At 32.6% G+C, this 12,273-nt stretch carries 15 protein-coding genes; 10 read left to right on the forward strand and 5 right to left on the reverse strand.

The window, feature by feature from the left end; all coding sequences use genetic code 11:
• Window positions 1-621 (reverse strand): hypothetical protein (locus HGK31_RS00005; RefSeq protein WP_191857982.1); only part of this gene is annotated, 621 nt, incomplete at its 3' end.
• A 212-nt stretch (window positions 622-833) separates the two neighbouring features.
• Window positions 834-1,415, reverse strand: coding sequence for an NUDIX hydrolase (locus HGK31_RS00010; RefSeq protein ID WP_191857983.1), 582 nt, complete (start codon window positions 1,413-1,415; stop codon window positions 834-836).
• 116 nt (window positions 1,416-1,531) lie between these two features.
• Here HGK31_RS00010 and pyrE point away from each other — a divergent pair, with 116 nt between their 5' ends.
• On the forward strand, window positions 1,532-2,176 hold the full coding sequence (gene pyrE / locus HGK31_RS00015) for an orotate phosphoribosyltransferase (RefSeq protein WP_191857984.1): 645 nt from the start codon (window positions 1,532-1,534) through the stop codon (window positions 2,174-2,176).
• A 28-nt stretch (window positions 2,177-2,204) separates the two neighbouring features.
• Window positions 2,205-2,600, forward strand: coding sequence for an SRPBCC family protein (locus HGK31_RS00020; protein ID WP_104734556.1), 396 nt, complete (start codon window positions 2,205-2,207; stop codon window positions 2,598-2,600).
• Here the strand turns inward: HGK31_RS00020 and HGK31_RS00025 are convergent.
• Window positions 2,597-3,328, reverse strand: coding sequence for a biotin--[acetyl-CoA-carboxylase] ligase (locus HGK31_RS00025; protein ID WP_191857985.1), 732 nt, complete (start codon window positions 3,326-3,328; stop codon window positions 2,597-2,599). The two genes, HGK31_RS00020 and HGK31_RS00025, sit on opposite strands and share 4 nt — an antisense overlap.
• 95 nt (window positions 3,329-3,423) lie before the next feature.
• Between HGK31_RS00025 and rsfS the strand changes: the two genes are divergently transcribed.
• From rsfS to HGK31_RS00055, 6 genes are all read left to right on the forward strand, one after another.
• Entirely contained in the window at window positions 3,424-3,795 is a 372-nt protein-coding gene (rsfS, locus tag HGK31_RS00030) for a ribosome silencing factor (RefSeq protein ID WP_104734558.1), read from the forward strand.
• An 8-nt stretch (window positions 3,796-3,803) separates the two neighbouring features.
• Window positions 3,804-5,771 (forward strand): ATP-dependent zinc metalloprotease FtsH, encoded by a 1,968-nt coding sequence (gene ftsH, locus HGK31_RS00035; protein ID WP_191857986.1) that lies wholly within the window; start codon window positions 3,804-3,806, stop codon window positions 5,769-5,771.
• 113 nt (window positions 5,772-5,884) lie between these two features.
• Complete coding sequence (locus HGK31_RS00040; protein ID WP_104734560.1) at window positions 5,885-6,493, forward strand: LUD domain-containing protein; 609 nt, start codon at window positions 5,885-5,887, stop codon at window positions 6,491-6,493.
• A 1-nt stretch (window position 6,494) separates the two neighbouring features.
• Window positions 6,495-7,304: a phosphatidate cytidylyltransferase gene (locus tag HGK31_RS00045; protein ID WP_191857987.1), complete on the forward strand. Its 810-nt coding sequence runs from the start codon at window positions 6,495-6,497 to the stop codon at window positions 7,302-7,304.
• Between the two features lies 1 nt (window position 7,305).
• The gene (locus HGK31_RS00050; RefSeq protein ID WP_191857988.1) at window positions 7,306-7,956 is read left to right on the forward strand and encodes a phosphatidylserine decarboxylase family protein; all 651 of its coding nucleotides are present in this window, start codon (window positions 7,306-7,308) and stop codon (window positions 7,954-7,956) included.
• Window positions 7,953-8,219: an acyl-CoA-binding protein gene (locus HGK31_RS00055; RefSeq protein ID WP_104734563.1), complete on the forward strand. Its 267-nt coding sequence runs from the start codon at window positions 7,953-7,955 to the stop codon at window positions 8,217-8,219. Before HGK31_RS00050 ends, HGK31_RS00055 begins: the two co-directional genes overlap by 4 nt.
• A gap of 5 nt (window positions 8,220-8,224) precedes the next feature.
• On the opposite strand, the gene pafA is transcribed toward HGK31_RS00055, so the two are convergent.
• Window positions 8,225-9,907, reverse strand: coding sequence for an alkaline phosphatase PafA (gene pafA, locus HGK31_RS00060; protein ID WP_191857989.1), 1,683 nt, complete (start codon window positions 9,905-9,907; stop codon window positions 8,225-8,227).
• Between the two features lie 107 nt (window positions 9,908-10,014).
• On the opposite strand from pafA, the gene HGK31_RS00065 reads away from it, so the two are divergent.
• Together HGK31_RS00065 and HGK31_RS00070 are read left to right on the forward strand one after the other, a co-directional pair.
• Window positions 10,015-10,755, forward strand: a complete 741-nt coding sequence (locus HGK31_RS00065; protein ID WP_104734565.1) for an MlaE family ABC transporter permease — start codon at window positions 10,015-10,017, stop codon at window positions 10,753-10,755.
• Window positions 10,752-11,519 carry an ABC transporter ATP-binding protein gene (locus HGK31_RS00070; protein ID WP_191857990.1) on the forward strand — a complete coding sequence of 256 codons (768 nt, stop codon included), beginning with the start codon at window positions 10,752-10,754 and terminating at the stop codon, window positions 11,517-11,519. The genes HGK31_RS00065 and HGK31_RS00070 overlap by 4 nt, the downstream gene beginning before the upstream one ends.
• Window positions 11,520-11,529: 10 nt before the next feature.
• Here HGK31_RS00070 and HGK31_RS00075 read toward each other — a convergent pair whose 3' ends face one another.
• Window positions 11,530-12,273, reverse strand: a complete 744-nt coding sequence (locus tag HGK31_RS00075; RefSeq protein ID WP_191857991.1) for a DUF6090 family protein — start codon at window positions 12,271-12,273, stop codon at window positions 11,530-11,532.

Here is a 12,273-nt window from a genome sequence, read left to right on the forward strand (position 1 = left end):
ACCTGCATTAACAATCACTAATCCTGATCCTTGTGTTAAGACATAAACTGTGTTGTATCCTGCTGGTACATTTGAGTTGCCATCTGGTGTCGCTGATAACGTAGCCATACCATTTACTAACTCTACTGAATCCATATCGGCTGTTAATGTACCTGCGTCTGCAAAACAATTATTAGTAATAGTAATTGTAAACATGGCACGATCACAGTTTCTACCTCTTCCTCTATCTCCAGCATGAATAGCTGTCATTACTTTGAACGTTCCAGTTCCTAAACTCCATGATGTGTCTCCATTTGGGAATGTATATTCTTCAGAGTTGTCAATAATTGCGATTCGTTCATTCGTTTCTAAATTTTCAGCAGAAATTCGAGCGCTTTCTGAATTACCTTGAACATCTAATTTCAAATAGAAGTTTGCAGGTAGTTCACTTAAATCGTACACGTTTCCATCTTCAATACTTATGGATTGAGAACCATTTGTGAATTGAACACTTTCAATTGTTCCACAATCTCTATTTAACGAAGAAATAGATTGTTGCGCATGGAATTGAAATGAAAATAAAAATAGAAACAAAAGTAGCATGGTAGTTTTGGGGATCCGAAAGGTAATGTTTTGTTTCATCTTTTAAATATTTTTGTCTAATGTTTGTTACGCAAATATAGACAAAAATATATTATATGTCTAACTTTTTATATTTTTTCTTGTACAAATAAAATAAAAAGATATGTACGTGTTTGATTTTCAACAACATATATAATTAAATAAAACTCAGATTATCAATTTATAGCTATCAGCAAAAAAAATTCCCTTCAGTGATAGGGATATGGAAGGGATTATATCAAAGATTTGATATTGGCATAGCTGTTTTTAAGCGCTTTGTTAATTTCCGATTGATTCAACCAAGCTACTTCGGTAATACCTTCGTTTTCTTCAGGCTCTAATTTGCCAGTGTAAGTTGTAGTCATCTCAAACCAATGCGTAATCTTAATTTTATATTTTCCATTACGTTTGAAAATATGATAGGTAGTTTCTAATGGTTTTACAATTTTTAAATCACGTACTTTAGTTTCCTCTTCAACCTCCCGAATAGCAGTCTCCTCAATAGTTTCTTTACCATCAACTTTACCTTTAGGAAGATCCCATTTCCCATTTCGGAAAATAAAAAGTATTTCTTCTTTATTATTATAAACCTTACCTCCACCTGCTACAACATTAGGAAGCTTTTTTAAAAATTTTTTAAGGAGTTTATCTTTGTCATCATGAATAAGTCTTACTTCTTTTATTGAAGAACGGTTTAACTCTTTGATAACTTTACTAATATTTACTGATTTTAGCAGATAGTTTTTAAAACCAGATTCTTTTTCAACTTCTGTCGTTAAGATAATAGGTTTATCATTAACAAAAACTTTGTACATATGAACAATAGTTGTATTAGTGTCATGTAAAAATATCAAAATTTATATGATCACACTAGAATTAAAAAAATAATTTTAAAAACTTACATTAACTAAAAAAGTGTAATTTTGCGACTATGATTTTCAATAAACATACCGCCAGAAAAACCGCAGAAGTTTTACTTCAAATTAATGCAATTAAACTTCAACCAAAAGATCCTTTTACATGGGCTTCAGGTTGGAAATCCCCTATATATTGTGATAATCGTATAGTATTATCTTACCCACATATACGTAATTACATACGTGAAACTATGGCCAAACAAATTGAAAAACAATATGGACGACCAGATGTAATTGCAGGCGTTGCAACAGGTGCTATTGGTATAGGCATGTTGGTTGCTGAGTATTTAGGTTTACCCTTTATTTATGTTAGACCTGAAGCCAAAAGTCATGGTCGTAAAAACCAAATAGAAGGACATCTGGAAAGCGGTCAAAATGTAGTGGTTGTTGAAGATTTGATAAGTACCGGAAAAAGTAGTTTGAATGCCGTTAAGGCCATAAAAGCCAATAAAGGTGTCGTTAAAGGTATGGTTGCTATTTTTTCGTATGATTTTCAAGTTGCAAAGGATAACTTTGAAAAAGAAAATGTGCACCTTCTAACTTTGAGTGATTATGAATCACTTTTAGAGCAAGCACTTCATACAAATTATATTTCCAGCAAAGAGCAAGACATTTTAACATCTTGGAACGCCAATCCTTCAGATTGGAATGCTAATTGATATCTTCTTTACAGAAAAATAAAAAACCATGAATTTAGAATCTCCAAAAACAATCGTAAATAAATCACCACAAGAGGTATTCAATTTTCTCTCCGATGTTAAAAACTTTGAAAAACTCATGCCTGAAAACATTAGTAAATTTGAAGTTTTAGATGAGGATAAATTTCTTTTTGCTTTGAAAGGTATGCCTGAAATTATCTTAAAGAAAAAAGAAGCTACATCTCCAAACAAAATTGTACTTGGAGCTGCAGGTGGAAAAATTGATTTTTCGTTAGTAGGTAACATTACTGAAATAGATTCAGATAAAAGTGAGGTTCAATTGGTATTTAATGGTGATTTTAATCCCATGATGGCCATGATGATAAAGGGACCTATTACAAAATTTATTGAAACCCTTTCAACCAATATACCTAGCTCTATTTAATAAAGGAGTGTAATTTCCTTTAGATTAAATTCTGCTAAAACATTATCTTCTAACAACAATTGCAGGCATCCTGAATCTGTCACCTGCTTAATGTAGCCTGAAAAGAGATTTCCTTCAGTATCACTAAAAGTTGAGGGTTTATCTTTTCTGAATAAATGAGACTCATATTCAGTTTTCAATTTATCGAAAGCTTTGGCTTTAAGAATTTTAAAATAATGCTTGATATTTGTAATAAGTCCAAATAGCACCTCATTGATATCATAATGCTGTCCACTTAACAACTTTAAAGATGATGCTCTGGGTAAATTATCAAATTGTGTTTGATTAACATTTAATCCAATTCCAATTATTGTGGCTCTTAATTGATCTTGTTTCACTACATTTTCGATAAGAACACCGCACAACTTCTTATCTTCTGACAAAATGTCGTTCGGCCATTTTATACTTAATTTTGTAATTGAAAATTGCTGAAGAGTCTTAATTATGGCTAGAGAAACAACCATACTGATATAAAAATGAGATTTTAATTCAAGAAAAGAAACATCTTTAAACATACTAACCATAAGGTTTTTACCTGATTCTGATTCCCAATTAGTCCCAACTTGTCCCCTACCTTTTGTTTGATAATCACTCATTACAATGGTATAATCCTTCAACGGTTTTGTACTACTCAATTGCCGTAAATATGAATTGGTGGAATCAATGGCATCAAGTTTGATTATATGCATTCTGGTGGCGTAATTTTAAGAGGCTAAAATCTTATGATTTTTTTACACTATAAAGAACTAAAAAATAATAACTTTGCACAAATTAAATCAAGTTAATGGCGAAAAAACATTCTAATGCAGACCAATTAATAACTTCTATATTAGGCGGAATTGAAGATGTAAAAGGAAAGGAAATAAACATTCTAGATTTACGGGAAATTGAGAATACAGTTTGTGACTACTTCATTATTTGTGAAGGTACGTCCAACACCCAAGTAAATGCCATTGTTAATTCCATACAAAAAAAAGTAAGCAAAGAGTTAAAGGATAAGCCTTGGCATATTGAAGGAGAAGATAATGCCGAATGGGTACTCATGGATTATGTCAACATTGTTGTTCACGTTTTTCAAAAACATATTCGTGAATACTACGACATTGAAAGCCTTTGGGGCGATGCCAAGACAACTGTAATTGAAACAAACTATTAAAGAAATTAATGACAGATAATAAGAAATCAAATAATAAGAAACCTAAATTCAGTCCCTATTGGATTTATGCTGGAATCATAGCTATCTTTTTAGTTGTAAATATTCTAGGCGGTAGTAGCTTTAATGAAACCAATCCTACCACACCTTCTCAATTTATGAGTTATTTAAGAGATGGTGATATTGAGAAAGTTGAAATCGTAAATAGACGCGAAGCTAAAGTTTACTTAACAAAGGAAGCTGAACAAAAGGATATACACAAAAAATCTAAACCAACTACATTTTTACCAACTGCAAGCCAATTACCAAATTACAAGTTTGAATTTGGTGATCTTCAGAATTTTGAAGATGATATGGCTCAAATAGTAAATTCGGAAAATTTAGATCCTAAACCTAAAATAGAATACAAAACAGAACAAAATCTTTGGGGTGACTTTTTAATTGGTTTGCTTCCATTTATTTTACTAATTGGTGTTTGGATTTTTATCATGAGACGCATGTCTGGTGGTGGTGGCGGTGGCGCTGGTGGACAGATTTTTAATATTGGAAAATCAAAAGCCAAACTATTTGATCAAAACACCGAAGTAAAAACCTCTTTCAAAGATGTTGCAGGTTTGGAAGGTGCAAAAGAAGAGGTTCAAGAAATTGTTGACTTTTTAAAGAATCCTGAAAAATACACCTCATTAGGAGGTAAGATACCAAAAGGAGCCCTACTAGTAGGCCCTCCAGGTACAGGTAAAACACTTTTAGCTAAAGCCGTTGCAGGTGAAGCTAAAGTACCTTTCTTTTCATTATCGGGTTCAGATTTTGTTGAAATGTTTGTTGGTGTTGGAGCGTCGCGAGTACGTGACTTATTTAAACAAGCTAAAGAAAAATCACCCGCTATTATATTTATTGACGAGATTGATGCCATTGGCCGCGCCAGAGGAAAAAATGCTATGTCAGGTAGTAATGATGAACGTGAAAACACGCTCAATCAACTTCTAACTGAAATGGATGGTTTTGGAACCAATACTAACGTCATTGTATTGGCTGCAACCAACCGAGCTGACATTCTAGATAAAGCCTTGATGCGTGCTGGTCGTTTTGACAGACAAATTTTTGTTGACCTTCCAGATGTAAGAGAGCGTAAAGAAATTTTTGAAGTTCACCTAAGACCTCTTAAAAAATCTAAAAATTTAGATATTGATTTTCTATCTAAACAAACACCTGGTTTTTCTGGTGCCGACATTGCAAATGTTTGTAACGAAGCTGCTTTGATTGCTGCTAGACAAGGCAAAAAGGAAGTTGATAAGCAAGATTTTTTAGACGCTGTTGATAGAATTGTTGGTGGACTTGAAAAGAAGAATAAGATAATTACTCCAGACGAGAAAAAGGCTGTTGCTTATCATGAAGCTGGTCATGCAACCGTTAGCTGGATGCTTGAGCACGCTGCACCACTTGTAAAAGTAACTATTGTACCAAGAGGAAGATCCCTTGGTGCTGCTTGGTACTTGCCAGAAGAGCGTCTTATTGTAAGACCAGAACAAATGCTTGATGAAATGTGTGCTGCTTTAGGTGGTCGTGCTGCTGAAAAAGTGATATTCAATAAAATTTCAACAGGAGCTTTAAGTGACTTGGAAAAAGTGACTAAACAAGCACGAGCTATGGTAACTATCTATGGGTTGAGTAATAAGGTTGGAAACCTTACCTATTATGATTCATCTGGTCAAAGTGAATATGGTTTTACAAAACCCTACAGCGAAAAAACAGCTGAACTCATTGACAAAGAAATTTCAGATATTATTGAAGAACAATATCAACGTGCTGTTAATCTGTTAGAAGCCAATAAAGATAAACTAACCCAGCTAGCAGAAGTACTGCTTGAAAAAGAAGTTATTTTTAAAGACAACCTTGAAAAAATATTCGGAGAGCGTCTATTTAAAACCAACGAGGTTATTGCAAAGCCAAACGATGTTGTAAAGGACGAAGAAGAATAATATCTTTTTTTCTGTTAACATTAACTAAAAATCTTAAATTAACCCAATGGTTCGTTTAAGATTTTTTATATTTGAAAAACACCTAAATCACACAGATTAATAGCAATTAACACATGAGTCTGTTTAGAAAAATTTTTGGTTCCAAATCTGAAGGCAAAGAGGAAGAATTGAAATCAGAAGATAGAGGCAAATACATGCCAGAGGTAAAGCTACCAATAGACGAAAGGTTTACTATAAACTTTAAGGCTAATGGCGGTAAATTTCTCTATTGTGAAAATTTAAGCGAAATTTTTGAGAGTTTTGAAAACATACTAATTGAAAATGACTGGCAGGATAAAAATGGATTTATTTTAGATAAAAACCTTAAAGATCGTTTTAGTGATATTGATATGACTAAAACCCAATCAGTTTCTGATGCCATGTATTTTTTAACAACTTGTGAAAATCTTATTGCCGATGATGGATCACTGTTAATTTCGTCAAATCAAATTGCTGAAAAAAAGCTAAAGGAATTTCCAGATAATTTTATTGTTTTTGCCACAACCAGTCAAATTACTGCCAATATTGGCGAAGGACTTCGTGGTATCAAATCAAAAAACAGAAAAAAAATACCTACAAATATTACCACTATCAAACATTTTAAATCGGTAGAAGAAAAAGATTTTATGACCTATGGTAGTAGTTCCAAAAATTTATACTTGCTTCTATTAGAAGATTTATAAAATGAAAGAGATTTTAACACGCTCATTTACTGGTTTATTATACATTTCCCTGTTAATGGTTTCTTTGTTAAACCAACATGCATTAATCATATTATTCTATGTTTTTGGTTTAATATGTCTGGCAGAGTTTAAAAAACTTATTGGTTATAAATCTATAATTCCTTTTATAATATTTACAGTACTATATTTAGTGTTTGGTTATTGGCAGTTTTTCATGAACTCCAACAACGGCCTGGACGAAGCCACGCGTATCTTACAGGTTATCACCATTTTTGTGCAACTCTTTTTAATTAAAGACTTGTTTACTGAAAAAACTATACCCTTATTTATCTCAAAACGCTTTATTATAACTACCTTTTACTTATCCAGTAGTTTTGTGTTTTTAATACTGATAGCTAATCCCAAACACACCTTTGAACCATTGGTACTTCTTGGGTCCTTCATATTAGTTTGGACCAATGATACCTTTGCCTTTTTGGTTGGTAAAAACTTTGGGAAACAAAAACTATTCTCCAAAATATCACCCAAAAAAACAGTTGAAGGATTTTTAGGCGGTTTATTTTTTGCTTGTGTAGCAAGCTATTTTATTGCTACCTTTACAAAAACTTTAAATTTTAATCACTGGCTTATTTTGGCTATTATCATCAGTGTTTTTGGTACGCTTGGAGATTTAATTGAATCCAAATTTAAACGCCAAGCAAATGTAAAAGATAGTGGCATTATCATGCCAGGTCATGGCGGATTACTTGACCGTTTAGACAGCATCATATTTGCCTCACCATTTATTTATTTGTTTCTACAAATTATATAGTATGTTTCATAAAGAAGGTCATAAAATCATTTTAATCACACTCATTTTTGTAGTGGGCTTATTCTTGCTTACAGATAGTTTTAATCTGGCCTATTGGCTAAAAACACTTATAATGGTTACATTATTGGTGTTTTTAATATTGATATTACAATTTTTTAGAAACCCTAAACGATTTATTCATATCAATGACGACAATGTCGTATCACCTGTTGACGGAAAAGTTGTTGTGATAGAAGAAGTTTTTGAAAAAGAATATTTTCAGGATAAATGTATTCAGGTTAGTGTCTTTATGTCACCTATTAATGTGCATGTGACGCGTTATCCTGTGGGAGGAAAAGTGTTATACAGTAAATATCATCCTGGAAAATACTTAGTTGCTTGGCATCCTAAAGCCAGTGAAGAAAATGAACGCACAACTGTTGTCATAGAAAACCATAGTTTTGGCAAAATATTATACAGGCAAATTGCAGGTGCTTTGGCAAAACGGATAGTGAACTATGCAAAAGAAGGCGAAAACATCATCCAAGGTGCGGATTCCGGTTTTATTAAATTTGGGTCAAGAGTAGATTTATTTTTACCTTTAGACTCCAAAATCAAAGTAACATTGAACGAAAAAGTTCGTGGTGGTGAAAGTATTATAGCAGAAAAATGACTTCCGAAGAATTAAATATTGCATTTAACGAAGCCGTTGAAAGAATTAATGCGCATAAAGAGCCATTTCCTGCAGATTTTCTTTTGAGACTTTATGCTTATTACAAAAAAGCCACTAATAACTACGGAAGACCAAGTAGTAGAAAGCCAATAATAAATGCTTTCAAAACCAATGCACTGTTTCAGGTTCAAGACATCACTCAAGATGAAGCCAAACAAACTTACATTGATCTAGTTAATAATTATTTTCTGTATAGAAAGTAATTTACCTAATTATCCTTAAGCACAAACTCTAAAGGCTTTCCTATAGATCCATTTGGGAAACTGATTTCCAACAACGCTGAAATAGTGGGTGCAATATCAACAATTTCAGTACGGGTTATTGTACTGCCATTTTGAATTCCCTTACCAAAAAATAGCAGTGGCACGTGAGTATCATAATTTAAACCGGTATGGTGATCAGTTCCAGTTCTATTCCAAGGAGTATCCTTAAATACGGCTGGTTCGTAAACAAACAATATTTCGCCCGATCGCTTTTGATTATGACCGTTTCTTAATAAACTCTCTAAATAGCCATCAGGTCCTTCAAAATGATTGAGTTCAGAAGTAATATAAACCTTATCAATAAGATTATAACTCAATAACTTTTTGGCTAGTTCTGCTTTCACATCTTGTAAATTAAGATTGACTGCCTCAAGTTTCTCGTGATCTAAAAACAGCTGATTATTAGTTCTGCTTAAAATCACATTATCTAAATTGTATTTCTGCAACAAATAATCATTCAACTCCTTTCGCATGCTACTTTCATCAAAAAGCCCTGAAGGTATTTTATTCGATTTCAAATAACTAGGCACATTAGGAGCAGCGTGGTCAGAAGTTAAAAAAACCGTATACTCGCCTACCCCAACTTGCTCATCTAGTACTAAAAACAAACGCTCCAAATCCAAATCCAATCGTAAATATGTGTCCTCAACCTCAACTGAATTAGGTCCAAAATCATGTCCAACCTTATCGGTACTTGAATAGCTTATTGTCAAAACATCTGTAATGCTATCTTTTCCAAGTTCTTCGGCTTTAATGGCCTCTATTGCAAAATCTGTAGTTAAACTATTTCCAAAAGGTGATTCAGTTATAATTTTAAAATTACCATTTTGAGTTTTTAAAAGTTCTAAATCATAAGGAAATGTAGCAGTTTCTTTGCCTTTAAACAGTCTTTCGAATGTGTTTAAATCACTGCCACTTTCAGTGTAAGTTGTAATATCATATAAGGTATTCCATACCTTAAAATAAGATTCAGTAATATCCGATTTATTAAAATCATCGACCCATTTGGGCAATGTGTTCATATAAAATGTACTACTTATCCAATTACCATTACCATTATGATCATAATCAAGCCAATAGGCTGCATTGGCCGTGTGACCAGCAGGCAATATTGCGCCACGATGCTTAATAGAAATCCCAATAGTCTTTCCACGCAATTGTGTAAATAATCTATTTTCATCAGCAAATGTAGTATTCAATAATCTTGCAGGTGATTTTTTCCCATCATTACTTGAAGTACCTAACGCATCTACTGTATCATCCTGAACACAATTAACTTGGGTATTTAAATTTTTATCAAACCAATTATTACCAATAATACCATGGTATTTAGGTGTTGTCCCAGTGAAAATTGTTGCATGTCCTGGACCTGTTTTGGTTGGTATGTAATTGAAGTGATTGTTTTTACAGTTGTAACCTTCACGCATCATTCTTTTAAAACCACCTTCACCATATCTGTTTGCAAATCGTGTTAGGTAATCATAACGCATCTGATCAACCACAATTCCAACAACTAATTTTGGTTTTGAATTTTCATTTTCTTCATTTTGAGCTTTAATATCTAAATTTTGGGCTTTGCAGGAAAAAAATAATGCTCCAAAAAATAACAACAAATAGGTTTTTTTCATTTCTACTAATCAATTAAAAGCCAAAAATAGTCATTTTTAAACATCGCTATTTAAAATTACGGTTAAATACATTTTAGTTTTTTATTTTAGCATGAACAAAATAGTCTATGACGTACCTGCATAATATTGGCGTTTATTTTTTAATGATTAAAGAAATGTTTCGTAAGCCTACCAAATGGTCGGTTATGAAAACATTAATTTTTAAAGATATTGATGATTTAATCATGGGGTCATTGGGCATTGTAGCTTTTATTTCCTTTTTTGTTGGTGGTGTAGTAACCATACAGACGGCCTTAAACATCAGTAACCCTCTAATACCAAAATATCTAGTTGGTTTTGCAACCAGACAATCGGTGATTTTGGAGTTTGCTCCTACCTTTATTTCCATCATTATGGCTGGAAAAGTGGGTTCATTTATTACTTCTAGTATTGGTACCATGCGTGTTACCGAGCAAATTGATGCCCTCGAGGTTATGGGAATTAATACTATTAATTACCTTGTATTTCCCAAATTTGTAGCCATGATGTTATATCCTTTTGTGATTTCAATTGCTATGTTTTTAGGTATTTTAGGCGGTATGGCGGCTTGTATATATGGCGGTTTTAGCACATTGGAAGATTATATTATGGGTGTTCAAATGGATTTTATTCCTTTTCACATTACTTATGCTTTTATTAAGACTTTTGTTTTTGCCTTCCTCCTAGCTACTATTCCATCTTATTACGGCTACTATATGAAAGGTGGTGCATTGGAAGTTGGTAAAGCCAGTACAACATCCTTTGTTTGGACGAGTGTGATGATTATTCTTTTAAATTATATATTAACCCAAATGCTATTGAGCTCATGATAGAAGTAAAAGATGTACATAAGTCGTTTGGAGAAGCACATATTTTAAAAGGTATATCCACATCGTTTGAAAAAGGTAAGACCAGCTTGGTTATTGGACAAAGTGGTTCAGGTAAAACGGTCTTTTTAAAATGCTTATTAGGTTTGTTTAGTCCAGAAAAGGGCACCATATCCTATGATGGTAAAGCTTATTCGGATTTATCTGATGATCAAAAACGTGATTTACGTGCCGAAATGGGCATGGTCTTTCAAGGAAGCGCTTTGTTTGACAGTATGACAATAGCTGAGAATGTTATGTTTCCTTTACGCATGTTTACTAAGCAGAGTAAAAGTGAAATGCAAGATCGTGTAAACTTTGTTTTAAAGCGTGTAAACCTAGAAGATGCTCATAACAAAAAGCCTAGTGAAGCATCTGGTGGTATGCAAAAACGTGTTGCCATTGCGCGAGCTATAGTAAACCGTCCTAAATATTTGTTTTGCGACGAACCCAATTCTGGTTTGGACCCCAAAACCGCTATTGTGATTGACAACCTGATACAAGAAATAACAGAGGAATATAATATTACGACCATTATCAATTCACATGATATGAATTCGGTTATGGAAATTGGTCAAAAAATTGTGTTTTTAAAAGATGGTCATAAAGCTTGGGAAGGTTCCAACAAGACTATTTTTAAAACAGACAATGAAGCTGTAACAAACTTTGTTTATTCTTCAGAATTATTCAAGAAAGTCAGACAGATGTATATAGAAGAAAGGGAATAGCTGGTTTTTTTTAATTATTTTTCAACGCTTCGGATATTTGCCTTTTCAGATTAATTATTTTTTCTTCCATAGTTTTTGCGCGCAGTCTAACAAACTTATTTTCAAAATCAATAGCTCTAATTAATTTAATGAATGAGTCATTGTTTTTCAATTTTAAATAATCGTCTTGAGTACAATTTAAAGTCGTTAGAAAATATTTATCTAAATCACTCATCCAACTAAAATATTTTAAGAAATATGGCTGAATCAGGTTTGATTTAAACATTATTCGCTCTTTCTCATATTGATTATAATAAGGATAATAAGACTCATATAAATCTGAAATAGCTATACGTAAACTATCATTAACTACTATTTCGACACCTTTTGAACTTAATAATTCATAACCGCTTTTATTTGGATTAAAATGTGGCGCGACTTTCATTTTGGCTACGTTATAATTAAACTTTTCAGATGGTATTTCATGATTACTTATATAATCAACAATATCAATAGCTGCAAATTCAATACTATCCATTAATGAAATGTCCTCGCGAATTTCTTCTAGATCGAAACTTAAGTTAGTATTTATCTCTTTTAATATTTTTATCTCTAAATCTGACTTTTTATTCTGATCATTCCAATCGTTTATTTGTAGAGCAATTAAAATACCAATGACCACTAGTATGATTTCACCAATGGCATAAAGCATGTATTTATTAAAACGGTTTTGAGACAAAAGGTTTCGACGTATTTTTCTTAAAAGCGTTACCAT

The sequence above is a fragment of the Hanstruepera ponticola genome (assembly GCF_012931685.1).
GTDB classification, from domain to species: domain Bacteria; phylum Bacteroidota; class Bacteroidia; order Flavobacteriales; family Flavobacteriaceae; genus Hanstruepera; species Hanstruepera ponticola.